The sequence below is a fragment of the Serratia sp. JKS000199 genome (assembly GCF_900215455.1).
GTDB classification, from domain to species: Bacteria; Pseudomonadota; Gammaproteobacteria; order Enterobacterales; family Enterobacteriaceae; genus Serratia; species Serratia ureilytica.
The window spans coordinates 2,136,042-2,158,264 of the sequence record NZ_LT907843.1 but is presented as its reverse complement, the minus strand read 5'-3'; the positions used below and the strand labels follow the sequence as shown (position 1 = coordinate 2,158,264).

Genomic DNA, 22,223 nt, shown 5'->3' with positions numbered 1-22,223 from the left:
CGTGCGCTAGGGCTTTTTGGCGGTCAGCACGGCGCGCAGCGGCGCCGGATAGCCTTCGACCGTTTTACTGCGATCGTTCGGATCGAGGAATTCGGCCAACGATTCGCTGGTCATCCAGTCAGTGCGTCGCTGCTCTTCGAGGCTGGTGACGCACATATCGGCGATCTTCACGTCGACAAAGCCGCACTTCTCCAGCCAGCATTTCAGCGCTTCGGCGGAAGGAATGAAATACACGTTGCGCATCTGCGCATAACGATCGCCCGGCACCAGCACCTGGTGACGGTCGCCTTCCACCACCAGCGTTTCCAGCACCAGCTCACCTTCAGCCACCAGCTGATTTTTCAACTGATAGAGATGATCGAGCGGCGAGCGGCGATGATACAGCACCCCCATCGAGAACACGGTGTCGAACGCCGCCAGATCCGGCAACTGCTCGATGCCGAGCGGCAGCAGATGGGCGCGCTGATCGCCGCCCAACAGTTTGCGCACGGCTTCAAACTGGCACAGGAACAGCTGCATCGGATCGATACCCACGGCGAAGTGTGCGCCGGCGCCAATCATGCGCCACAGGTGATAGCCGCTGCCACAGCCGACGTCGAGAATGGTGCGGCCGGCCAGCGGAGAAATGTGCGGCAGTACGCGATCCCATTTCCAATCGGAATGCCATTCGGTATCGATATCGATGCCATACAGCGAGAAGGGCCCTTTGCGCCACGGCATCAGGGTGCGCAGCATTTTCTCGATGCCTTCAAGCTGGCCCGGCGACAGCCCCGGCTCCATCTCGGCGCGCACGCCGTGCAGCAGATCGAGGCGGGTGGGAGTCAGCGTCGGCAAATGCTCTACCGAGTTGAACCACTGCTTGAATTTGCCGTGCAGCGATTCGCGCTGCCAGGCGCTCAGCTGAGCGGGCAGCGTATCCAGCCAGTGGCTGAGGGGGCTCTTGGCAATGCGCTGATAGAAGTCACCAAACTCGATCATTGCGCATCCCCCGCTTTCAGAGCGATCAATGAACCGAAGTTGAAGCACTGGAACCACACTTCGGCATGCTCGAATCCGGCCTGTTGCAGACGCGCCTTGTGCGCTTCCACCGAGTCGGTCAGCATCACGTTTTCCAGCATGCTGCGTTTTTGGCTGATCTCCAGCTCGCTGTACCCGTTGGCGCGCTTGAAATCGTGGTGCATGTTAAACAGCAGCTCGCCGACTTCGGCGTCTTCAAAGCTGAACTTTTCCGACAGCACCAGTGCGCCGCCCGGGCGCAGGCCACGATAAATTTTTTCCAGCAGGCGCAGGCGATCGGCAGGTTCGAGGAACTGCAGCGTAAAGTTCAGCACCACCATCGAGGCGTCTTCGATATCGATGTCGCGAATATCGGCTTCGATGACGTCGACCGGCGTGTCGGCGCGGAAGGCGTCGATATGGCGGCGGCAACGTTCCACCATCGCCGGCGAATTGTCGACGGCGACGATAGTGCAGCCGGGCACCCTGATATTCCGCCGCATCGACAGCGTCGCCGCGCCCAGCGAGCAGCCCAGGTCATACACCCGGCTGTCGGGTTGCACAAAACGTTCGGCCAGCATGCCGATCATCGAGATGATGTTGGAATAGCCGGGAACGGAGCGTTGGATCATGTCGGGAAACACTTCGGCGACGCGTTCGTCGAAGGTCCAGTCGCCCAGTTTGGCGATGGGGGCTGAGAAAAGAGTATCGCGGTTTGGCATAGCGGCAAATCAGTTCAGAATTCGAAGCTGCGTAGTCTAACAGAAAAGCGTAAAAAAGCGGAGCGGAAGCAGGCGGCGCGGCCGCCTGATGATAAAACGGGATCAATGCAGGCTGAAAATCAGATCCCAGGGCAGATAGAAGATATTTGCCAGAACCATCAACAACAAAGAGATGTAGGTCGCGGCCATGCCCGAACGACGCCAGCGAACCTCGCGGTTGCGCAAACCGTAGTAATGCACCAGTCGCCCGGCCATCAGCATCAGGCCGCAAAGGTGGATCATCCAGATTTCTGCGCCGTTCATTTCCATAATCACCAGCAATACAGCAGCGATAGGAATGTATTCAACGGCGTTGCCATGCACGCGGATGGCGGTCTGCAATTCGTAAAAACCGCCGTCGCCGTAGGCTACGCGGTACTGCATCCTTAATCTGACAACGTCATAAGAGAGTTTGATCAACAACAATGCGCCGAGCACCACATAAAGCGCGCTTACCATTTTTAACTCCGTTCCCTAACCAAAACTGGCAGCCAGCATCATAGCCGTCATTGTATTCACTGTCGCGGGGAAATATTTGATGTTATTGGTCAGATTAATAGGTCAAAACAGTGCATCTTGCTCTGGCCAGTCCGGCGGCGCAGGCAAATCGGGGATCGCCCGGCGAAGCTGCTGCCAAATTTTTTGCGCTTGCTGGGGTGAATCGCCGTTGTCCGGCGTATGAATAAACAGATACGGTTGATGCTGTTGCTGCCACAGCGGCAGTTTTTGCTGCCAGGCTTCGAACCAGCGCAGGTTGTCGGCCAATTGGTCGCCGCCGATAAAACGCACCAGCGGTTGGTCGGCGGTGACTAACGCGTGCACCGGCAGCTTCGGTTTTTTCTGCTGGGCATCGCGCACGGCGGCGGTATTAGGGGCGGCGTGATGCACCGGGCGGCTGTCGAGGATCACCCGATTGATGCCGCGCTGATGCAGCCCCTGATTCAACGCGCGCTCTTCCTCGCCTTTGGCGAAAAATGCCGGATGACGCACTTCGACGCCGTAAGTGAACTCCTGCGGCAGGCTTTCGAAGAACTGCCACATGCGCGGCAGCTCATCGGGGCCGAAGGCGGCGGGCAACTGCAGCCACAATTGCCCGATGCGTTGATGCACCGGACTCAGGCAGTGGTAAAACGCCTGCAGCTCGGCGGCGCAGTTGCGCAGGGCGGCCTTATGGCTGATGTCCGACGGGAATTTGAAGCAAAAGCGAAAATCGTCGCCGGTCATGTCGCGCCAGCGCTGCACGATTTCCAGCTTCGGCAGCGCATAGAAGGTGGTGTTGCCCTCCACGCAGTTGAAGTAGCGGCTGTAATCCGCCAAGTCGCGCAGCCCGATACGGTTCCAGGCTGCATGTTGCCACTGTGGCAGTCCGATGTAGATCACGGCTCGTCTTCCTTTACTTGTGCTTGGCTTATCAGGCTACAACTTAACGTTACCGGTCGAGCGCGGCAAGAATTTCGCCGGTGTCGCGCACCCGCGCTAAACGCGGGAAGATGTGTTCGAACGCGAAACGGTGCATTTCCGCGTTCTGCGCGCTGCAGACGTCTTCGGCGATCACCAGCTCATAGCCGTGTTCCCAGGCGGCGCGGGCGGTGGATTCCACGCCGATATTGGTGGATATGCCGCCCAAGACTACGGATTTGATGCCGCGACGGCGCAGCTGCAAGTCCAGATCGGTGCCGTAGAAGGCGCCCCATTGGCGCTTGGTGATCAGAATATCGCTGTCGCAGACCGCCAGCGGCGCGGGGAACTCCCACCAGGTGGCCGGCAAACCGCCGGCGGGCGCGGGAGCCGGTTTATCCACCGGTTGTTTCAGCGCCTCGGCGAAGGAGTCTGACCAACCGACGCGCACCAACAGCACCGGCGCGCCCAGCATGCGAAAACGCGCGGCCAGCAGGGCGGCGTTCGCCACCACCTGGTCGGCGCCGTGCGGGCCGCCGGCGTAGGGCAGAATGCCGTTTTGCAAATCGATCAGCACCAGAGCGGTGGTTTGGGCGTCAAGTTTCAGCATGGATTTCATCTCGTTGCGAAGTGGATAAAAACTGTTCGGCGCGTCGGGCGAGCTGCGTTCGGCGCAAAACCGGGGGAGAATCAGGCTACGTGAAAAAACTGTCGCAGGTTAATGGGAAATTTGTTAACCGATGTGTTGATTCGAACAAAAACGCGCCATTTAGTGCAGTAACAATGCTGTGTTCGCACTTATCGGGCGGATGAATTTCCTTTATAATGACTCCCTTTTTTCAACACTCTTTAATCCAACGACCTATGCCGATTTATGAATATGCATGTGGTGCTTGCAACCATCGGTTAGAGAAATTGCAAAAATTTTCCGATGCGCCGCTGGCAGACTGCCCGGCGTGTGGGCAGCCCGCGTTGACCAAGTTGATTTCATCTTCCGGTTTCCAGCTTAAGGGCACCGGCTGGTATGCGACGGATTTTAAACCGGGTAACAAGTAGAATTTATCAGATAACAGCCGCGCGACAGGGGCGCACTAGCCCGGCGCGGCATCGGCTGTGTAAAAGGATAGCGTATGCGTACTGAATATTGCGGGCAGTTGAATCTGTCCCACGTGGGCCAGGAAGTCACTCTGTGTGGTTGGGTCAATCGTCGTCGCGATCTCGGCGGCCTGATCTTTATTGATATGCGCGACCGCGAAGGCATCGTGCAGGTGTTCTTCGATCCGGACGAGAAAGTGGCGTTCGACAAGGCCTACGACCTGCGCAATGAGTTCTGCATCCAGATCGTCGGCACCGTGCGTGCGCGTCCGGACAGCCAGATCAATAAAGATATGGCCACCGGCGAAGTGGAAGTGTTTGCCCACGCGCTCGAGATCATCAACCGCTCCGAGCCGCTGCCGCTGGACTCCAACCAGGTCAACAGCGAAGAAGCGCGCCTGAAATACCGCTACCTGGATCTGCGCCGCCCGGAAATGGCCGAGCGTCTGAAGACCCGCGCCAAAATCACCAGCTTCGTGCGCCGCTTCATGGACAGCCACGGCTTCCTCGACATCGAAACGCCGATGCTGACCAAAGCGACGCCGGAAGGCGCCCGCGATTACCTGGTGCCGAGCCGCGTGCACAAGGGCAAATTCTACGCGTTGCCGCAGTCTCCGCAGCTGTTTAAACAGCTGCTGATGATGTCCGGCTTCGATCGTTACTATCAGATCGTCAAATGCTTCCGTGACGAAGACCTGCGTGCGGACCGTCAGCCTGAATTTACCCAGATCGACGTCGAAACCTCCTTCATGACCGCCGACCAGGTGCGTGAAGTGATGGAGAAACTGGCGCGTGAACTGTGGCTGGACGTGAAGGGTGTGGATCTGGGCGATTTCCCGGTCATGACCTTCGCCGAAGCGATGCGTCGCTTTGGTTCCGATAAGCCGGACCTGCGTAACCCGCTGGAGCTGGTGGACGTGGCCGACCTGGTCAAGGACGTCGAGTTCAAAGTGTTCTCCGGCCCGGCCAACGACGCCAAAGGCCGCGTGGCGGCGATCCGCGTACCGGGCGGCGCACAGCTGACCCGCAAGCAGATCGATGAGTACGGCGCTTTCGTCAACATCTACGGCGCGAAAGGCCTGGCCTGGCTGAAGGTCAACGACCGCGCCGCCGGCATGGAAGGCGTGCAGAGCCCGATCGCCAAATTCCTCAGCGCGGAAGTGCTGGAAGCTGTCCTGGCGCGTACCGACGCGCAGACCGGCGACATCCTGTTCTTCGGCGCAGACAGCTTCAAGATTGTCACCGATGCGATGGGCGCGCTGCGCCTGAAGCTGGGGCGCGATCTGGGGCTGACCCAACTCGACAGCTGGGCGCCGCTGTGGGTGGTCGACTTCCCGATGTTCGAAGAAGACGAAGAGGGCGGCCTGGCGGCGATGCACCACCCGTTCACCTCGCCGCGCGACATGAGCCCGGAAGAGCTGGCCGCAGCGCCGGTCAACGCTATCGCCAACGCTTATGACATGGTCATCAACGGTTACGAAGTGGGCGGCGGTTCGGTGCGTATTCACCGCAGCGAAATGCAGCAGACGGTATTCAGCATTCTGGGCATCGACGAACACGAACAGCGCGAGAAGTTCGGCTTCCTGCTGGACGCGCTGAAGTACGGCACGCCGCCGCACGCCGGCCTGGCCTTCGGCCTGGACCGTCTGGTGATGCTGCTGACCGGCACCGACAATATCCGCGACGTGATCGCCTTCCCGAAAACCACCGCGGCGGCCTGTCTGATGACCGACGCCCCGAGCTTCGCCAACCCGGCGTCGCTGCAGGAGCTGGCGATCAGCGTGGTAAAGAAAGCCGGTGCGGAACAAGAGAGCGAGTGATGAGTTATAAGCGCCCTGAATCTATCCTGGTAGTGATTTACGCGAAATCCAGTGGTCGGGTGCTGATGTTACAGCGGCGCGACGATACCGAGTTCTGGCAGTCGGTCACCGGCAGTCTGGAGCAGGATGAGTCGCCACCGCATGCCGCGCGGCGTGAAGTTATGGAAGAAGTCGGCATCGATATCGAAGCAGAGCACCTGCCGTTGTTCGATTGCCAACGCTGCGTGGAGTTTGAACTCTTTGTCCATTTGCGACATCGCTATGCGCCGGGAACCACGCGCAATAAAGAGCACTGGTTCTGTCTGGCGTTGCCCGAGGAGCGCGATCCGGTGATTACCGAGCATCACGCTTACCAATGGCTTGAGGCGGCCGAGGCCGTGAAGTTGACCAAGTCGTGGAGCAATCAGCAGGCGATTGAAGAGTTCGTGATCAATTCAGTCCAGTAGTTTTTTTCGGAGATTTTTTATGGCAGGTCATAGTAAGTGGGCCAACACAAAGCACCGTAAAGCGGCGCAGGACGCCAAGCGCGGTAAAATTTTCACCAAGATTATTCGTGAGCTGGTCACTGCCGCGAAGCTGGGCGGCGGCGATCCGGATTCCAACCCGCGTCTGCGCGCGGCGATGGACAAGGCGCTGTCGAACAACATGACGCGCGACACCATGAACCGGGCGATCGCGCGTGGCGTGGGCGGCGATGATGATACCAACATGGAAACCATCATCTACGAAGGCTACGGCCCTGGCGGCACCGCCGTCATGATCGAATGCCTGAGTGACAACCGTAACCGCACCGTGGCGGAAGTGCGTCACGCCTTCACCAAATGCGGCGGCAACCTGGGTACCGACGGTTCCGTTGCCTACCTGTTCACCAAGAAGGGCGTAATCACTTACGCACCGGGCCTGGATGAAGACAGCGTGATGGAAGCGGCGCTGGAAGCCGGTGCGGAAGACATCGTGACCTATGACGATGGCGCCATCGACGTGTTCACCGCCTGGGAAAGCCTGGGCGCGGTGAAAGACGCGCTGACCGCGGCGGGCTTCGAAGCCGAAGCGGCGGAAGTGTCGATGATCCCATCGACCAAGGCCGACATGGACGCAGAAACGGCGCCTAAGCTGCTGCGCCTGATCGATATGCTGGAAGACTGCGACGACGTGCAGGAAGTTTACCATAACGGTGAGATCTCCGACGAAGTGGCGGCGACGCTGTAATCCGGTAAAACTGGCGCCGCCATCAGGCGGCGCCGTGCATGCAAGGTGGATGTAGATATGGCGATCATACTCGGTATCGATCCCGGCTCACGCGTCACCGGCTATGGCCTTATCCGCCAGCAGGGGCGCCAGTTGAGCTATATCGCCAGCGGCTGCATCCGCACGGTGGTGGACGACATGCCGACGCGGCTGAAGCTGATTTACGCCGGCGTCAGCGAGATCATCACCCAGTTTCAGCCCGACTTCTTCGCCATCGAACAGGTGTTTATGGCCAAGAACCCGGATTCGGCGCTCAAGCTCGGCCAGGCGCGCGGCGTCGCGATCGTCGCGGCGGTGAATCAGAATCTGGAAGTGTTCGAGTATGCGGCGCGGCAGGTCAAACAAACCGTGGTCGGCACCGGCGCAGCCGAAAAGGCGCAGGTGCAGCACATGGTGCGCTCGCTGCTCAAACTCTCGGCCAACCCGCAGGCGGACGCCGCCGATGCCCTGGCCATCGCCATCACCCACTGCCACCTCAGCCAGAACGTGCTGCGGATGAGCGAAGGGCGGCTTAACCTGGCGCGCGGGCGTTTGCGCTGACGCGAAGCGATGATTGCTCAGGCTGGATATTCATCCAGCCTTTTTTATGTTATAAGCTTTACCAGCAACGGCATGGCAGGGCGCCATGCCCGGTCATTCTGCAGGAGGGTAAATGATAGGTCGTCTCAGAGGAAATATTCTGGAAAAGCAGCCGCCGCTAGTGTTATTGGAGGCGAACGGCGTGGGCTATGAAGTGCACATGCCGATGACCTGCTTTTACGAGCTGCCGGAACTGGGGCAAGAGGCCATCGTGTTTACCCACTTCGTGGTGCGCGAAGACGCGCAACTGCTGTATGGTTTCAACGATAAGCAAGAGCGCGCGCTGTTCCGCGAGCTGATCAAGGTCAACGGCGTCGGGCCGAAACTGGCGCTCGCGATCCTGTCCGGCATGTCCGCGCAGCAGTTCGTCAGCGCGGTGGAGCGTGAAGAGATCACCGCGCTGGTCAAGCTGCCGGGCGTGGGCAAGAAAACCGCCGAACGCCTGGTGGTAGAGATGAAAGACCGCTTCAAAGGGCTCAACGGCGATCTGTTCAACAGCAGCGAGATCAGCTTGCCGTCCGCCGCTGAGAAAGCGCCTGAGGCGGATGCGGAGGCCGAAGCGGTCTCGGCATTGGTGGCGCTGGGCTATAAGCCGCAGGAAGCCAGCCGCATGGTCAGCAAAATTGCCAAACCGGGTGCCGACTGCGAGACCCTGATCCGCGACGCGTTGCGCGCTGCTTTGTAAGGCCGCTAAGAGGTAGATAATGATTGAAGCCGATCGCCTGATCTCCGCCGAACCGCTCAACGAGGAAGAAGTCCTCGATCGTGCCATTCGTCCCAAGCTGTTGACCGAATACGTGGGCCAGCCGCACGTGCGCGAGCAGATGGAGATTTTCATCCAGGCGGCCAAGCAGCGCGGCGACGCGCTCGACCACCTGCTGATCTTCGGTCCGCCGGGGCTGGGGAAAACCACCCTGGCCAACATCGTGGCCAACGAAATGGGCGTGAATTTGCGTACCACCTCCGGCCCGGTGCTGGAGAAGGCGGGCGATCTGGCGGCGATGCTGACCAATCTTGAACCGCATGACGTGTTGTTCATCGACGAAATTCACCGTCTGTCACCGGTGGTGGAAGAGGTGCTGTATCCGGCGATGGAAGACTATCAGCTGGATATCATGATCGGCGAAGGGCCGGCGGCGCGCTCGATTAAGCTCGATCTGCCGCCGTTTACCTTGGTGGGCGCAACCACCCGCGCCGGTTCGCTGACTTCACCGCTGCGCGATCGCTTCGGCATTGTCCAGCGGCTGGAGTTTTATCAGGTAGCCGATCTGCAGCACATCGTCTCGCGCAGCGCCGGCTGTCTGGGGCTGGAGCTGTCCGACGAGGGCGCCCATGAAGTGGCCCGCCGCGCGCGCGGCACGCCGCGTATCGCCAACCGTCTGTTGCGCCGGGTGCGCGACTTCGCCGAAGTGCGTGCCAACGGTGTGATCAGCGGCGCGGTGGCGGCGCAGGCGCTCGATATGCTCAACGTCGATGCCGAAGGCTTCGACTATATGGATCGCAAACTGCTGTTGGCGATTATCGACAAGTTTACCGGCGGCCCGGTCGGGTTGGATAACCTGGCGGCGGCGATCGGCGAGGAGCGTGAGACCATCGAAGACGTGATCGAACCGTTCCTGATCCAGCAGGGCTTTATCCAGCGCACGCCGCGCGGCCGTCTGGCGACGCAGCACGCCTACCGGCATTTCGGCCTCGAACGCGAAGCGTAAGTTTTTAATCCGCCAATAAGAAAGGGCCGCAGATGCGGCCCTCGTCATATCCCGGCTTTAATCAAGCCTGCTGTTTTTTAAACAGGCTCAGTGTGAACAGCACGGCGGCGCAGAGCACCACCGAAGGGCCGGCAGGCGTATCGTAAAACGCCGAGAAGGTCAGGCCACCGGTAACCGCCACCATCCCGAGCAGCACCGCGATGCCCGCCATCTGCTCCGGCGTGCGCGCGAAGCGGCGAGCGGTGGCCGCCGGAATGATCAGCAGCGAGGTGATGATCAGCGCGCCGACGAATTTCATCGCCAGACCGATGGTCAAGGCGGTGACCAGCATCAGCACGGTGCGCGCCCGCGCCAGATTGACGCCGTCGACGTGCGCCAGCTCAGGGCTGATGGTCATCGACAGCAGATCGCGCCATTGCCACCACAGCACCAACAGCACCACGGCGACGCCGCCGGCGATCATCACGATGTCGCTCAGCGTGACCGACAGCAGATCACCGAACAGATAGGCCATCAGATCGACCCGCACGTTGGACATCAGCGCCACCACCACCAGCCCCAGCGACAGCGCGCTGTGGGCCAGAATGCCGAGCAGCGTATCCACCGAGAGCTGCGGGCGGCGCTCCAGCCACACCAGGGCCAGGGCCAGCAGCAGCGTAATGGCGATCACCGCATAGAAAGGATTGATGTCCAGCAGCAGACCGAAGGCGACGCCGAGCAGCGAGGCGTGCGCCAGGGTATCGCCGAAGTAGGACATCCGGCGCCAGACCACAAAGGAGCCCAGCGGCCCGGCGGCGCCGGCCAACAACACCCCGGCCAGCCAGCCGGGAAGTAACAATTCGATCATGCTTCGCGGCTCCCGGTTTTCTTCAAGACAATTCTTCCCTGCAGGTCGTGACGGTGGTTGTGATGGTGGCGATACACCGCCAGCTGCTCTGCGCCGCGGTTGCCGAACATGGCGATGAATTCGGGATGCATCGAGACCACCTCCGGCGCACCGGAGCAGCAGATGTGCTGATTGAGGCACAACACCTCGTCGGTTTTCGCCATCACCAGATGCAGATCGTGCGAGACCATCAGCACGGCGCACCCCAGCTCCTTGCGCAGTTGATCGATCAGATCGTACAGCGCCAGTTGGCCATTGACGTCCACCCCTTGCGTGGGTTCGTCCAGCACCAGCAGCTGCGGTTTATTCAGCAGCGCTCGCGCCAGCAGCACGCGCTGGTTTTCGCCGCCGGAGAGCTTTTGCATGGGCTGGTCGAGCAGGTGGGCGGCGTGCACGCGTTTGAGCGCCGGCAGAATGTCGGCTTTCTTTACGCCCGGTTTCAGGCGCATAAAGCGGCTGACGGTCAATGGCAGGGTAGCGTCGAGGTGCAGCTTTTGCGGCACGTAGCCGATGCGCAGATCGGGCTCACGCTCCAGCGTGCCGGCGGTCGGTTTTACCAATCCCAGCACTACGCGCACCAGCGTGGATTTACCCGCGCCGTTCGGGCCCAGCAGGGTGAGAATACGGCCAGGCTGCAGGCTGAGGGAAATATTCGACAGCACCTTGCGGCTGCCGAAGGCGACGGAGATATTTTTTAGCGTTATCAGTGTAGACATCTCGAGATTACAGGTTGCAGAACGAAGCGAATGTTATAATATCACGCCTTGTTGATGAAAACGATGGGATTACTGATGATGGCACAGAAAAATAAATGGCTGCAGCGCACGCTGCTGGCCAGCGCACTCGTGATGGCCGGCCCGCTGAGCAGCGCTTCCGCTGCGGTGGTGACGACGATTCGTCCGCTGGGCTTTATCGCTTCGGCTATCGCCGACGGCGTGACGCCGACCGAGGTGCTGCTGCCGGATGGCGCTTCGCCGCACGACTTCGCGCTGCGGCCTTCCGATATTCAGCGTTTGCGTTCTGCCGACCTGGTGCTGTGGGTCGGACCGGACATGGAAGCGTTCCTGACCAAGGCGCTGGTGCCTATCTCGGCAACCCGCAAGCTCGCCATCAGCGAACTGCCCGCGGTGAAGCCGCTGCTGATGAAAGGCGAAGATGACGACGATCATGATCATGCAGGCGAGGCGCATAACCATGCTGATGACGATCATGGGCATCATCACGGCGAGTACAATATGCACGTTTGGCTGTCGCCGGAGGTGGCAAAAGTGACCGCGATCGCGATTCACGACAGATTGTTGGAACTTATGCCGCAAAATAAGGACAAATTAGACGCAAACCTGCGCCAGTTCGAGAATCTGCTGACGCAAACTGACAAAAATGTTGGTAACATGCTTACGCCTGTGCAAGGTAAGGGTTATTTTGTTTTTCATGATGCTTACGGCTACTTTGAGAAACACTACGGTTTGAGTCCGCTGGGCCATTTTACCGTCAATCCCGAAATTCAGCCTGGAGCACAGCGCCTACACCAAATTCGAACACAGTTGGTTGAGCAGAAAGCGGTATGCGTTTTTGCTGAGCCACAATTCAGGCCGGCCGTAATCAATGCCGTCGCCAAGGGTACCACTGTGCGTTCCGGAACGCTGGACCCGCTGGGCATCGGCATCGCGCTGGGGAAGGACAGCTACGGGAAATTCCTGACACAGTTGTCAAGCCAGTACGTGAGCTGCCTGAAGTAAGCTTATGAGGATAATATCGAGTGCAGCAGATAGTCCGAACTATCGCTCTGGCGTATAACAACCTGCCACGGCCCCACCGCGTCATGCTGGGGTCGCTGACAGTCGTCACATTGGCCGTCGCTGTTTGGCGGCCTTTTGTTTACCACCCAGAACACAATCCCATCGCCAAGAGCGTCGAGTTAGAATCCAGCCAGTTGCGGTCATTGCTCCCCGAAGCCAGTGAACCGATAGATGCCGACCAACCCACCCCCGATGACGAAATCCCGCAGGATGAGCTGGACCAGAAGGATGCCGGCGATGATGGCGTGCATGAATATGTGGTTTCCACCGGCGATACCCTCGGCAGCATTCTGACGCAGTACGGCATCGATATGTCGGATGTCACGCTGCTGGCTTCGCAAAACCGCGATCTGCGCAACCTGAAGATCGGCCAACAGCTGTCGTGGACCGTGAACGAAGCGGGCGATCTGCAGCAGTTGACCTGGGAAGTTTCTCGTCGAGAAACCCGCACCTACGATCGCGTCGGCAACAGCTTCAAAGAGTCGAAAGAGGCGCAGCAGGGCGAATGGCGCAACAACGTGATCAGCGGCCGCGTTAACGGCAGCTTCGTCAGCAGCGCCGGCGACGCCGGGTTGAGCCGTAACGAAATCAATGCGGTGATCAAGGCGCTGCAATGGCAGCTCGATTTCCGCAAACTGCGCAAGGGCGACCAGTTCTCCGTGCTGATGTCGCGCGAACATTTCGACGGCAAGAAATCACAAAGCCAACTGTTGGGCGTGCGTCTGCGCACGGGCGGCAAAGATTACTACGCGATCCGCGCCGAGGACGGCAAGTTCTACGATCGCCAGGGCTCTGGCCTGGCGCGCGGCTTCATGCGTTTCCCGACCATGAAACAGTTCCGCATCTCCTCCAACTTCAACCCGCGCCGGGTGAACCCGGTGACCGGCCGCGTGGCGCCGCACAAAGGCGTCGATTTTGCCATGCCGGTCGGCACACCGGTGCTGGCGGTCGGCGACGGCGAGGTGGTGATCGCCAAGCGCAGCGGCGCAGCCGGCAACTATGTGGCGATCCGCCACGGCCGCCAATACACCACGCGCTACATGCACCTGAAAAAGCTGCTGGTGAAACCGGGCCAGAAGGTGAAGCGTGGCGATCGCATAGCGCTCTCCGGCAACACCGGCCGTTCCACCGGGCCGCACCTGCACTTTGAACTGTGGACCGGTCAACAGGCGGTGAACCCGCTGACGGCCAAGCTGCCGCGTTCCGAAGGCCTGAGCGGCAAAGACCGCAGCGATTATCTGGCGCAGGTGAAGGAAGTGGTTCCTCAGCTGCAACTGGATTAACGTCCCCCTTATTCCGGCGCTCCGGCGCCGTTAATTTCATCGGCCTGATTGCGGGCCGATGCTGTTTTATCTGGGCGGTTCGCGGTTGTTAATTGCAAAATTGGTGATGGCAATTATGATTAGCCGAATTGCTAAGCGAAGAGCATGTGCATGCAAAACGAGAAGAAATCGAACGTAGAGTTCATCCCGCAGTTTCAAAAAGCCTTTTTATACCCGCGCTACTGGGGCGTGTGGCTGGGAACCGGCCTGATGGCCGGCGTTTCGCTGGTGCCTGCGCGCCTGCGCGATCCGGTGCTGGGGGCGATCGGCACACTGGCCGGCAAGCTGGCGAAAGGGGCGCGTCGTCGTGCCCGCATCAACCTGCTGTATTGCTTGCCGGAACTGCCGGAAAGCGAGCGTGAGCACATTATCGACCAGATGTTCGCCTGTGCGCCGCAGTCGATGGTGCTGATGGCGGAACTGGCCTGCACCAAACCGGAAAAAGTGCTCAAGCGCGTGCGTTGGCACGGTGAAGAGGTGTTGGACAAGATCCGCGCGGAAGGGCGCAACGTGATTTTCCTGGTGCCACATGGCTGGGCGGTGGATGTGCCGGCGATGTTGATGGCCGCGCGCGGTCAACCGATGGCGGCGATGTTCCACAATCAGCGCAATCAGCTGATCGACTACCTGTGGAATGCCGTGCGTCGTAAATTCGGCGGCCGCATGCACGCGCGTAATGACGGCATCAAACCGTTTATCAGTTCGGTTCGCCAGGGATATTGGGGTTACTATCTACCCGATCAGGATCACGGCGCTGAGCACAGTGAGTTTGTCGACTTCTTCGCCACCTATAAGGCGACGTTGCCGGCGGTCGGGCGGTTAATGAAAGTGTGTCGTGCGGCGATCGTGCCGTTGTTCCCGGTGTACGACGGCAAAACCAGCATGCTGGATATTTATATTCGCGAGCCGATGGACGATCTGGCCGAAGCGGACGATCCGCGCATTGCCCGCCGCATGAACGAAGAGGTGGAGAATCTGGTGGGCCCGAACCCGGAGCAGTACACCTGGATCCTCAAACTGTTGAAGACGCGCAAGGAAGGGGAGATTGAACCCTACTCGCGCGACGATCTGTATCGTTAATCCTATCTACCGCTAACGCCGGTCGGGCCACACCCTGGCCGGCGTCACTTCAGATGTGCACCATACAGCCGCGCGCCCGCAGGATCTCAATGACGTTGGGCGTGTGGGTGAAATCATTCCAGCGCAGATCCAGCTTGCGCAGCCGGCTCAGTTCACCGAGGCTTTCCGGCAGATCGCTCAGGCGGTTGGCGCGCAGATCCAGACTTCTCAGCGCCGTGAGCTCACCGATATTTTCCGGCAGGCGCGTCAGTTGATTAAAACGCAGGTTCAGCTCGCTCAATCGCGGCAGGCGGCAGAAGGCTGCCGGCAGTTCGGTGATGGCATTGTTGGCCGCATCGAGTATTTCAAGCTCGCCGAGCAGAGCCATTTCCGCCGGCAGCGTGGTCAGGGCATTTTTCATGATATGCAACTCGCGCAGCGCGCGCAGTTGCCCGATTTCGCCGGGCAGGCTGCGGATGCGATTGTTGTATAAACGCAGCTCCTGCAACGCCGCCAGCCTCGGTATTGCCTGCGGCAAGACGGTCAGCTGGTTATCGGTCGCGTTGAGGTAAACCAACTGCTGCAGTTGCGCCAGCGCGCGCGGCAGGTCGCTAAAGCCGTTATCGCTCAGGTAGAGGTATTTCAGCCGGTGCAGCTGCCCCAATGTTTCAGGCAGTTCGCTCGCGCGGTTGTGACCAAAATCGAACATCTCGAGCTGTTGCAACTGACCTATCTCCGGCGGCAGACGCTCGAGCTGATTGCAGGAGATATTCAGCACCTGCAGGTTCTGGTGCCGGAATAGGGAAGTAGGGAAGACCGTCAGCCGATTGTCGTACAGGCTGACCTTGCGCAGCGCGTGGCCGGCAAACAGCGATTCGTCGAGCTGCGTCAGGCCGCGTCCATCGAGCTCGAGCTCATCACAGGCCGAGGCGGAATTGTGCTGGTGGAGCATGGCGTTCTCCGTCGTAATGGCAGTGTCAGAGCAAAAAAAATGCCGGCCTAGGTGGGCCGGCCGGCATTTCGTCTGCGGTGTGAATTACTCGACGCGCAGGATACGGCTGGTATTGGTGGTGCCGACGGTTTCCATCACGTCGCCCTGAGTGACGATCACCAGATCGCCGGAGACCAGGAAGCCTTTGTCGCGCAGGCGATTGACGGCTTCGTTGGCGGCGATGACGCCGTCTTTATGGCTGTCGAAATACACCGGCGTCACGCCGCGATACAGCGCGGTCAGGTTAAGCGTGTGCTCATGCCGCGACATGGCGAAGATCGGCAGGCCGGAGCTGATGCGTGACATCATCAGCGCGGTGCGGCCGGACTCGGTCATGGCGATCAGCGCGGTGACGCCTTTCAGGTGGTTGGCCGCATACATCGAAGACATGGCGATCGCCTCTTCGATATTGTCGAACTGCACGTCCAGACGGTGTTTGGAAACGTTGATGCTCGGGATCTTCTCGGCGCCCAGACAAACGCGCGCCATCGCCGCCACGGTTTCCGCCGGGTATTGGCCGGCAGCGGTTTCCGCCGACAGCATGACGGCGTCGGTGCCGTCCAGCACGGCGTTGGCCACGTCCATGACTTCGGCGCGGGTCGGCATCGGGTTGGTGATCATCGACTCCATCATCTGAGTCGCGGTGATCACCGCGCGGTTCAGAGTACGGGCGCGGCGGATCAGTTTCTTCTGGATCCCGACCAGCTCCGGATCGCCGATTTCGACGCCCAGATCGCCACGGGCGACCATCACCACGTCGGAGGCCAGAATGATGTCGTCCATCGCTTCGTCGCTGCAGACCGCTTCGGCGCGCTCGACCTTGGACACGATCTTGGCGTTGCAGCCTGCGTCGCGCGCCAGGCGGCGAGCATAGTTCAGATCTTCACCGGTGCGCGGGAAGGAGACCGCCAGGTAGTCGACGCCGATCTTGGCGGCGGTGACGATGTCCGCCTTGTCTTTTTCGGTCAGCGCTTCGGCCGACAGGCCGCCGCCGAGTTTGTTGATGCCCTTGTTATTGGACAACGGGCCGCCAACGGTGACTTCGGTAAATACTTTCATGCCCTGAACTTCGAGCACTTTCAGCTGAACGCGGCCGTCGTCGAGCAGCAAGACGTCGCCCGGCACGACGTCGGCAGGCAGGCCTTTATAGTCGATACCGACTTTTTCTTTATCGCCTTCGCCTTTTGACAGGTTGGCGTCCAGCAGGAATTTATCGCCCACGTTGAGGAAGATTTTGCCTTCCTTGAAGGTGGAAACGCGGATTTTCGGCCCTTGCAGATCGCCAAGGATAGCGACGTGACGTCCCAGTTTGGCAGCGATTTCGCGAACTTTGTCTGCGCGAGCCTGGTGATCTTCCGGGCTGCCGTGGGAGAAGTTAAGCCGAACTACGTTGGCGCCGGCGGCAATGATCTTTTCCAGATTATTGTCGCGGTCTGTAGCCGGACCCAGGGTGGTAACGATTTTGGTTCTTCTGAGCCGTCTGGACATGTATTACTCCGTTGACTGGTGAAGCAAATATTGGTGTTGCGATAACGTCGGATAACGAAACCAGGCGTGAAATGTAATTTTACAACACTGATATTTCACCCGGGTTACCCGCATGAGCGTATTAACAGGGTACAGCCTCTGATGTCGCCATTCAAATGTCTGTTGAACGGCGACTTTTTTCTTCGTCGGGTTACGAGTCAAAACTGTTGGGAATGACTACGCCTTTATCAAAGCGCGATTCTTTGAGCGCTTCTTTGACCCGCTTCAAGTTATCTCTGAATTTAGCCCCTCTGCGCAAGGTAAATCCGGTGGCGAGCACGTCAATGAGCGTTAATTGCGCGATCCGCGACACCATCGGCATGTAAACGTCGGTGTCTTCAGGCACGTCGAGCAGCAACGCGAGGGTCGCCGCCTGGGCGAGCGGGGTGTCGCGCGAGGTGATAGCCAGTACCGTGGCGTCGTTTTCTCGCGCCAGGTGGGCCATTTCCACCAGGTTCTTGGTGCGGCCGGTGTGAGAGATCAACACCACCACGTCGCCCTCGCCGGAGTTCATGCAGCTCATGCGCTGCATGACGATGTCATCGAAGTAGACCACCGGAATATTGAAGCGGAAAAATTTGTTCATCGCGTCGTGGGCCACGGCGGCGGAGGCGCCCAGGCCAAAGAAAGAGATCTTTTTTGCCTGGGTGAGCAGGTCAACCGCACGATTGATTGCGGCAATATCCAAATTTGCCTTTACTGTATCCAGGCTGGCCATCACTGATTCGAAGATCTTGCTGGTGTAGGAATCGACGCTGTCATCTTCCTCGACGTTGCGGTTCACGTAGGGCGTGCCGTTAGCCAGGCTTTGGGCGAGATGCAGTTTGAAGTCGGGAAAGCCTTTGGTATCAAGGCGACGGCAAAAACGGTTGACGGTGGGTTCGCTGACGTCGGCCATGCGCGCCAGCGTGGCGATGCTGGAGTGAATGGCGGTCTGCGGGGAGGCCAGGATCACCTCGGCGACTTTCCTTTCAGATTTGCTCAGGAGCTCCAGATGGCTCTGGATTTTGTCCAGCGTATTCATATAACGAGAGTCACTCATGGTTTTATCCCTGTGGCTTTCAAGCAACAGCGCCGAATTTCGCCCGTGTTCGCCGTGCAAGCAGACGCCAAACGAGCGGCTGTAACCTGAAATCGATAGGGTATGTCGATTGCAAACAAAGGAGAAATCAATGCCGGTTTAGTGAAAATATACTACGTGCTGGTAACCGTTGGCAGTCTCGACAGGGCGTATGCAGGCTTTTTTCACCAGAATATGACCTGTGTCTAACTTTCATAATGGTAACAGAGCGTCAAAAAAGACGAAAAATTACAGTTTTGCCCGCCTGTGAGGGCGCCGGCGCGCAGTGGCGCTACCACTGAGATCTTAACGTCTTTTTTCTGCTTCTGCGCCGGGTTTGCTGGCCGTAGTCAAACAGAGTACATTAGTAATGTAAGAAAATTACAAATATCCTGCAACGAGGAGATGAACATGGCGGTAACCTCTACAGCCCAGGCGTGTGACCTGGTTATTTTCGGCGCGAAAGGTGATTTGGCGCGCCGTAAGCTGCTGCCTTCCCTGTACCAGTTAGAGAAAGCCGGACACATCCACCCGGATACGCGGATCATCGGCGTCGGCCGCGCGGAGTGGGATAAAAAAGCCTATACCGAAGTGGTCAAGGAAGCGCTTGGCACCTTCATGAAGGAAAAGCTGGATGACGAACTCTGGGCCACGCTGAGCGCGCGCCTGGACTTCTGCAATCTGGACGTCAACGACAGCAAGAACTTTACCAAACTCGGTAAAATGCTGGATCAGAAGCACCGCACCACCATCAACTACTTCGCCATGCCGCCAAGCACCTTCGGCGCCATCTGCAAAGGGTTGGGCGAAGCCAAGCTGAACCATGAGCCGGCGCGCGTGGTGATGGAGAAACCGTTGGGCACCGATCTGGCGTCCTCCCGCGTGATCAACGATCAGGTGGCGGAGTTCTTCAACGAGTCCCAGGTCTACCGCATCGACCACTACCTCGGCAAAGAGACGGTGTTGAACCTGTTGGCGCTGCGTTTCGCCAACTCGCTGTTCGCGTCCAACTGGGACAACCGCACCATCGATTCGGTGCAGATCACCGTGGCGGAAGAGGTGGGCATCGAAGGGCGCTGGGGCTACTTCGATCAGGCCGGCCAGATGCGCGACATGATCCAGAACCACCTGCTGCAGATCCTGACTATGATCGCCATGTCGCCGCCGGCGGATCTGACCACCGACCGCATCCGCGACGAGAAGGTGAAGGTGCTGCGTTCGCTGCGCCGCATCGATCAGACCAATGTACGGGAAACCACCGTGCGCGGTCAGTACACCGCCGGTTTCGTTCAGGGCAAGAAAGTGCCGGGGTATCTGGAAGAAGAAGGGGCGAACAAGAGCAGCAGCACCGAGACCTTCGTTTCCATCCGCGTGGACATCGACAACTGGCAATGGGCCGGGGTGCCGTTCTATCTGCGTACCGGTAAACGTCTGCCGACCAAATGCTCGGAAGTGGTGGTGTACTTCAAGAATCCGCCGCTTAACCTGTTCAGCGACTCTTATCAGCAGCTGCCGCAAAACAAGCTGACCATTCGTTTGCAACCGGACGAAGGCATCGAAATTCAGGTATTGAACAAGGTGCCGGGGCTGGATCACAAGCACCGCCTGCAGACTACCAAGCTGGATCTGAGTTTCTCGGAAACCTTCAACCAGGAGCACGTGGCGGACGCCTACGAGCGCCTGCTGCTGGAGACCATGCGGGGCATTCAGGCGCTGTTCGTGCGCCGTGACGAAGTGGAGGAGGCCTGGAAGTGGGTCGACTCCATCATGGACGCGTGGAAAGCCGACAACGAAGCGCCTAAGCCTTATCAGGCGGGCACCTGGGGGCCGGTGGCCTCGGTGGCGATGATCACCCGCGACGGCCGTTCCTGGAACGAGTTCGAGTAATGCGCAATGCCGGCAGCCCGTCTGCCGGCTTTTTTTTGCCTGCGATCTGCGCGTGGGCCACATCACTTACGGTACGGCCGGACGTTCGCGCGTTTGCGCGGAGCCCTGTGGCAGGGGCGTGCCATTGTTAACCGCGAGTAATGGAGAAAGAATGATGACAAACTGGAAAACCAGCGCTGAACAGATCCTGACGGCGGGGCCGGTGGTGCCTGTTATCGTGATCAACACGCTGGAGCAGGCGGTGCCGCTGGCGAAAGCGTTGGTTGCCGGCGGCGTGCGGGTACTGGAGGTGACGCTGCGCACCGCCTGTGCGCTGGAGGCTATTCGCGCTATCGCCAAAGAGGTGCCGGAGGCGATCATCGGCGCCGGTACGGTGATCAATCCACAGCAGCTGCGGGAGGTGACCGAGGCCGGGGCGCAGTTCGCCATCAGCCCGGGGCTGACCGACGCTTTGCTGCAGGCGGCGACGGCGGGGGCAATCCCGTTGATCCCGGGCATCAGCACCGTATCTGAACTGATGCTGGGCATGGATTACGGCCTGCGCGAATTCAAATTCTTCCCGGCGGAAGCCAACGGCGGCGTGAAGGCGCTGCAGGCGATCGGCGGCCCGTTCCCGCAGGTGCGCTTTTGCCCGACCGGCGGCATTACGCCGAACAATTACCGCGATTATCTGGCGCTAAAAAGCGTGCTGTGCATCGGCGGCTCCTGGCTGGCGCCGGCCGATGCGCTCGAAAGCGGCGACTACGCGCGCATCACTGAACTGGCGCGCAGCGCCGTCAGCGGCGCCGCGTTGTAACCCGCGCCAGGCCTGGGGTTGGCGCTTATTTGCTCACCCGCGGATCTCGCAAGGCTCAACGCTCCGTTGGGCCTTTTTTAATTTTTATCGCGATTAACTTTCTTATTTTTAACCCGTTTTTTTCTGCTTTTTTATGAAAACGGCAGTTTGCTTTCTTATTTTGGCTATGGTAAAAATATCTCAGTTGAAAATTTTACTTTTATGAGGATATTGGGCAAATCGCACGGTGTGCGGCTGATAATAGAGAACTATTATGATGACTATTAACGGAACTACCCTCAGAACCTCTACGTGCCAACTCTTCCTGTCTGCGATCCTTGCCAGTGAGCATCACTGGTGCAGCGAGCTATAGCGTCTTTCTCCCTTAACCGGTGCTGGTAGCGGGCTTACGCCTTCGCTCTACCGTTCAGCCGGACAAACATTCTTTTTGCGTTTGGGTCAGTTTATCCCCAGGGATCTCTGCGTCTTGCGCGCCGTACTGCGGCCGTTCGACGAGATAAATCGGGATAAATATGCCTTGGCGCGCGTTATTCGCCGTTTGGGAGAAAAATTATGATTTATTGGATCTTTTTAGGTTTGGCCATCATGACCGAGATCATCGGCACCTTGTCGATGAAATACGCCAGCGTCAATGGCGGCATGATCGGGCATATCGTGATGTACGTGATGATCACCGCGTCTTATGTGTTGCTGTCAGTAGCGGTAAAACGCGTGGCGTTGGGCGTGGCTTATGCGCTGTGGGAAGGTATCGGCATTCTGTTCATTACCCTGTTCAGCGTGCTGTGGTTCGACGAGCCCATTTCGGCGCTGAAGGTACTGGGTCTGGCTACGCTGATCGCCGGTATCATGCTGGTGAAATCCGGTACCCGCAAAGAGCGAAAACAGGTCAGCCCGCGAGGTGACAACCATGCAACAGTTTGAGTTGTACCACATTGGGTTCCTGGGATTGGCCATCGTGCTGGAAATCATCGCCAACATCTTCCTGAAGATGTCGGACGGTTTCCGTAAAGTTTGGCTGGGATTGCTGTCGCTGCTGTCGGTACTCGGTGCGTTCAGCGCCCTGGCGCAGGCGGTAAAGGGCATCGATCTGTCAATCGCTTACGCGTTGTGGGGCGGTTTCGGTATCGCCGCCACCATCGCCGCAGGCTGGATCATGTTCGGCCAGCGGTTGAACGCCAAAGGCTGGATTGGCCTGGCGCTGCTGTTGACGGGGATGGTGATCCTCAAACTGTCCTGATAGCGGGCAATAAAAAACCGCAGGCGTTGCCGTCTGCGGTTTTTTTTCGTCTG

The 22,223-nt window shown here is 59.0% G+C and carries 24 protein-coding genes; 14 read left to right on the top strand and 10 right to left on the bottom strand.

From position 1 onward, the window contains the following. Positions 1 to 6 precede the first annotated feature (6 nt). The 5 genes from cmoB to CPH57_RS10350 form a co-directional block, all read right to left on the bottom strand. Positions 7 to 978, bottom strand: coding sequence for a tRNA 5-methoxyuridine(34)/uridine 5-oxyacetic acid(34) synthase CmoB (cmoB, locus tag CPH57_RS10370; RefSeq protein ID WP_033643358.1), 972 nt, complete (start codon positions 976 to 978; stop codon positions 7 to 9). Beyond that, positions 975 to 1,718, bottom strand: a complete 744-nt coding sequence (gene cmoA / locus CPH57_RS10365; protein WP_033650946.1) for a carboxy-S-adenosyl-L-methionine synthase CmoA — start codon at positions 1,716 to 1,718, stop codon at positions 975 to 977. Before cmoA ends, cmoB begins: the two co-directional genes overlap by 4 nt. A 102-nt stretch (positions 1,719 to 1,820) precedes the next feature. Further along, entirely contained in the window at positions 1,821 to 2,216 is a 396-nt protein-coding gene (locus CPH57_RS10360; RefSeq protein ID WP_004932387.1) for an MAPEG family protein, read from the bottom strand. A 102-nt stretch (positions 2,217 to 2,318) separates the two neighbouring features. Further along, on the bottom strand, positions 2,319 to 3,134 hold the full coding sequence (locus CPH57_RS10355; RefSeq protein WP_096242837.1) for a DUF72 domain-containing protein: 816 nt from the start codon (positions 3,132 to 3,134) through the stop codon (positions 2,319 to 2,321). A 52-nt stretch (positions 3,135 to 3,186) separates the two neighbouring features. Further along, positions 3,187 to 3,765 (bottom strand): hydrolase, encoded by a 579-nt coding sequence (locus CPH57_RS10350; protein ID WP_033643355.1) that lies wholly within the window; start codon positions 3,763 to 3,765, stop codon positions 3,187 to 3,189. Between the two features lie 215 nt (positions 3,766 to 3,980). Here CPH57_RS10350 and CPH57_RS10345 point away from each other — a divergent pair, with 215 nt between their 5' ends. The 7 genes from CPH57_RS10345 to ruvB all read left to right on the top strand — a co-directional run bounded on the left by CPH57_RS10345 (position 3,981) and on the right by ruvB (position 9,606). Then, on the top strand, positions 3,981 to 4,211 hold the full coding sequence (locus CPH57_RS10345; RefSeq protein ID WP_320204121.1) for a zinc ribbon domain-containing protein: 231 nt from the start codon (positions 3,981 to 3,983) through the stop codon (positions 4,209 to 4,211). Positions 4,212 to 4,285: 74 nt separating this feature from the next. Next, a complete protein-coding gene (gene aspS, locus CPH57_RS10340) occupies positions 4,286 to 6,070 on the top strand; it encodes an aspartate--tRNA ligase (RefSeq protein WP_033643354.1) in 1,785 nt (594 codons plus the stop codon). Continuing rightward, positions 6,070 to 6,516, top strand: a complete 447-nt coding sequence (gene nudB, locus CPH57_RS10335) for a dihydroneopterin triphosphate diphosphatase (RefSeq protein ID WP_004932373.1) — start codon at positions 6,070 to 6,072, stop codon at positions 6,514 to 6,516. The genes aspS and nudB overlap by 1 nt, the downstream gene beginning before the upstream one ends. Before the next feature lie 19 nt (positions 6,517 to 6,535). Next, positions 6,536 to 7,279, top strand: coding sequence for a YebC/PmpR family DNA-binding transcriptional regulator (locus CPH57_RS10330; RefSeq protein ID WP_004932370.1), 744 nt, complete (start codon positions 6,536 to 6,538; stop codon positions 7,277 to 7,279). A 57-nt stretch (positions 7,280 to 7,336) separates the two neighbouring features. Further along, positions 7,337 to 7,858 (top strand): crossover junction endodeoxyribonuclease RuvC, encoded by a 522-nt coding sequence (gene ruvC, locus CPH57_RS10325; RefSeq protein WP_004932367.1) that lies wholly within the window; start codon positions 7,337 to 7,339, stop codon positions 7,856 to 7,858. Between the two features lie 112 nt (positions 7,859 to 7,970). Further along, a complete protein-coding gene (ruvA, locus tag CPH57_RS10320) occupies positions 7,971 to 8,582 on the top strand; it encodes a Holliday junction branch migration protein RuvA (RefSeq protein WP_033643353.1) in 612 nt (203 codons plus the stop codon). A 19-nt stretch (positions 8,583 to 8,601) separates the two neighbouring features. Beyond that, entirely contained in the window at positions 8,602 to 9,606 is a 1,005-nt protein-coding gene (gene ruvB, locus CPH57_RS10315; protein ID WP_033643352.1) for a Holliday junction branch migration DNA helicase RuvB, read from the top strand. 61 nt (positions 9,607 to 9,667) lie between these two features. Here the strand turns inward: ruvB and znuB are convergent, their stop codons facing one another. Together znuB and znuC are read right to left on the bottom strand one after the other, a co-directional pair. Beyond that, complete coding sequence (znuB, locus tag CPH57_RS10310; RefSeq protein ID WP_033643351.1) at positions 9,668 to 10,453, bottom strand: zinc ABC transporter permease subunit ZnuB; 786 nt, start codon at positions 10,451 to 10,453, stop codon at positions 9,668 to 9,670. Continuing rightward, a complete protein-coding gene (znuC, locus tag CPH57_RS10305; RefSeq protein ID WP_004932357.1) occupies positions 10,450 to 11,208 on the bottom strand; it encodes a zinc ABC transporter ATP-binding protein ZnuC in 759 nt (252 codons plus the stop codon). Before znuC ends, znuB begins: the two co-directional genes overlap by 4 nt. A gap of 78 nt (positions 11,209 to 11,286) precedes the next feature. Between znuC and znuA the strand changes: the two genes are divergently transcribed. The 3 genes from znuA (at position 11,287) to lpxM (ending at position 14,693) form a co-directional block, all read left to right on the top strand. Then, positions 11,287 to 12,231 (top strand): zinc ABC transporter substrate-binding protein ZnuA, encoded by a 945-nt coding sequence (znuA, locus tag CPH57_RS10300; RefSeq protein WP_033644289.1) that lies wholly within the window; start codon positions 11,287 to 11,289, stop codon positions 12,229 to 12,231. 20 nt (positions 12,232 to 12,251) lie between these two features. Beyond that, complete coding sequence (mepM, locus tag CPH57_RS10295) at positions 12,252 to 13,574, top strand: murein DD-endopeptidase MepM (RefSeq protein ID WP_033643350.1); 1,323 nt, start codon at positions 12,252 to 12,254, stop codon at positions 13,572 to 13,574. Between the two features lie 150 nt (positions 13,575 to 13,724). After that, the gene (lpxM, locus tag CPH57_RS10290; protein WP_042785718.1) at positions 13,725 to 14,693 is read left to right on the top strand and encodes a lauroyl-Kdo(2)-lipid IV(A) myristoyltransferase; all 969 of its coding nucleotides are present in this window, start codon (positions 13,725 to 13,727) and stop codon (positions 14,691 to 14,693) included. A gap of 49 nt (positions 14,694 to 14,742) precedes the next feature. Here the strand turns inward: lpxM and CPH57_RS10285 are convergent, their stop codons facing one another. The 3 genes from CPH57_RS10285 to CPH57_RS10275 all read right to left on the bottom strand — a co-directional run bounded on the left by CPH57_RS10285 (position 14,743) and on the right by CPH57_RS10275 (position 18,214). Then, the gene (locus tag CPH57_RS10285; protein ID WP_096242317.1) at positions 14,743 to 15,624 is read right to left on the bottom strand and encodes a leucine-rich repeat domain-containing protein; all 882 of its coding nucleotides are present in this window, start codon (positions 15,622 to 15,624) and stop codon (positions 14,743 to 14,745) included. An 84-nt stretch (positions 15,625 to 15,708) separates the two neighbouring features. Then, positions 15,709 to 17,151, bottom strand: coding sequence for a pyruvate kinase (gene pyk, locus CPH57_RS10280; RefSeq protein WP_019452801.1), 1,443 nt, complete (start codon positions 17,149 to 17,151; stop codon positions 15,709 to 15,711). Between the two features lie 190 nt (positions 17,152 to 17,341). Next, a complete protein-coding gene (locus tag CPH57_RS10275; RefSeq protein ID WP_033643347.1) occupies positions 17,342 to 18,214 on the bottom strand; it encodes a MurR/RpiR family transcriptional regulator in 873 nt (290 codons plus the stop codon). Positions 18,215 to 18,661: 447 nt separating this feature from the next. On the opposite strand from CPH57_RS10275, the gene zwf reads away from it, so the two are divergent. The 4 genes from zwf (at position 18,662) to mdtI (ending at position 22,170) form a co-directional block, all read left to right on the top strand. Continuing rightward, positions 18,662 to 20,137 (top strand): glucose-6-phosphate dehydrogenase, encoded by a 1,476-nt coding sequence (gene zwf / locus CPH57_RS10270; protein ID WP_033643346.1) that lies wholly within the window; start codon positions 18,662 to 18,664, stop codon positions 20,135 to 20,137. A gap of 154 nt (positions 20,138 to 20,291) precedes the next feature. Further along, positions 20,292 to 20,933, top strand: a complete 642-nt coding sequence (locus CPH57_RS10265) for a bifunctional 4-hydroxy-2-oxoglutarate aldolase/2-dehydro-3-deoxy-phosphogluconate aldolase (RefSeq protein ID WP_096242836.1) — start codon at positions 20,292 to 20,294, stop codon at positions 20,931 to 20,933. Between the two features lie 552 nt (positions 20,934 to 21,485). After that, on the top strand, positions 21,486 to 21,854 hold the full coding sequence (gene mdtJ / locus CPH57_RS10260) for a multidrug/spermidine efflux SMR transporter subunit MdtJ (protein WP_004932327.1): 369 nt from the start codon (positions 21,486 to 21,488) through the stop codon (positions 21,852 to 21,854). Continuing rightward, entirely contained in the window at positions 21,841 to 22,170 is a 330-nt protein-coding gene (gene mdtI / locus CPH57_RS10255; protein ID WP_046687242.1) for a multidrug/spermidine efflux SMR transporter subunit MdtI, read from the top strand. Before mdtJ ends, mdtI begins: the two co-directional genes overlap by 14 nt. The last annotated feature ends 53 nt before the right edge of the window (positions 22,171 to 22,223 follow it).

Excerpts from the sequence above, each read along its gene's own strand:
- cmoB (WP_033643358.1), bottom strand. The coding sequence starts at position 978 with ATGATCGAGTTTGGTGACTTCTATCAGCGCATTGCCAAGAGCCCCCTC.
- cmoA (WP_033650946.1), bottom strand. The coding sequence starts at position 1,718 with ATGCCAAACCGCGATACTCTTTTCTCAGCCCCCATCGCCAAACTGGGC.
- CPH57_RS10360 (WP_004932387.1), bottom strand. The coding sequence starts at position 2,216 with ATGGTAAGCGCGCTTTATGTGGTGCTCGGCGCATTGTTGTTGATCAAA.
- CPH57_RS10350 (WP_033643355.1), bottom strand. The coding sequence starts at position 3,765 with ATGCTGAAACTTGACGCCCAAACCACCGCTCTGGTGCTGATCGATTTG.
- CPH57_RS10345 (WP_320204121.1), top strand. The coding sequence starts at position 3,981 with ATGACTCCCTTTTTTCAACACTCTTTAATCCAACGACCTATGCCGATT.
- aspS (WP_033643354.1), top strand. The coding sequence starts at position 4,286 with ATGCGTACTGAATATTGCGGGCAGTTGAATCTGTCCCACGTGGGCCAG.
- nudB (WP_004932373.1), top strand. The coding sequence starts at position 6,070 with ATGAGTTATAAGCGCCCTGAATCTATCCTGGTAGTGATTTACGCGAAA.
- CPH57_RS10330 (WP_004932370.1), top strand. The coding sequence starts at position 6,536 with ATGGCAGGTCATAGTAAGTGGGCCAACACAAAGCACCGTAAAGCGGCG.
- ruvC (WP_004932367.1), top strand. The coding sequence starts at position 7,337 with ATGGCGATCATACTCGGTATCGATCCCGGCTCACGCGTCACCGGCTAT.
- ruvA (WP_033643353.1), top strand. The coding sequence starts at position 7,971 with ATGATAGGTCGTCTCAGAGGAAATATTCTGGAAAAGCAGCCGCCGCTA.
- ruvB (WP_033643352.1), top strand. The coding sequence starts at position 8,602 with ATGATTGAAGCCGATCGCCTGATCTCCGCCGAACCGCTCAACGAGGAA.
- znuB (WP_033643351.1), bottom strand. The coding sequence starts at position 10,453 with ATGATCGAATTGTTACTTCCCGGCTGGCTGGCCGGGGTGTTGTTGGCC.
- znuC (WP_004932357.1), bottom strand. The coding sequence starts at position 11,208 with ATGTCTACACTGATAACGCTAAAAAATATCTCCGTCGCCTTCGGCAGC.
- znuA (WP_033644289.1), top strand. The coding sequence starts at position 11,287 with ATGGCACAGAAAAATAAATGGCTGCAGCGCACGCTGCTGGCCAGCGCA.
- lpxM (WP_042785718.1), top strand. The coding sequence starts at position 13,725 with ATGCAAAACGAGAAGAAATCGAACGTAGAGTTCATCCCGCAGTTTCAA.
- CPH57_RS10285 (WP_096242317.1), bottom strand. The coding sequence starts at position 15,624 with ATGCTCCACCAGCACAATTCCGCCTCGGCCTGTGATGAGCTCGAGCTC.
- pyk (WP_019452801.1), bottom strand. The coding sequence starts at position 17,151 with ATGTCCAGACGGCTCAGAAGAACCAAAATCGTTACCACCCTGGGTCCG.
- CPH57_RS10275 (WP_033643347.1), bottom strand. The coding sequence starts at position 18,214 with ATGAATACGCTGGACAAAATCCAGAGCCATCTGGAGCTCCTGAGCAAA.
- zwf (WP_033643346.1), top strand. The coding sequence starts at position 18,662 with ATGGCGGTAACCTCTACAGCCCAGGCGTGTGACCTGGTTATTTTCGGC.
- CPH57_RS10265 (WP_096242836.1), top strand. The coding sequence starts at position 20,292 with ATGACAAACTGGAAAACCAGCGCTGAACAGATCCTGACGGCGGGGCCG.
- mdtJ (WP_004932327.1), top strand. The coding sequence starts at position 21,486 with ATGATTTATTGGATCTTTTTAGGTTTGGCCATCATGACCGAGATCATC.
- mdtI (WP_046687242.1), top strand. The coding sequence starts at position 21,841 with ATGCAACAGTTTGAGTTGTACCACATTGGGTTCCTGGGATTGGCCATC.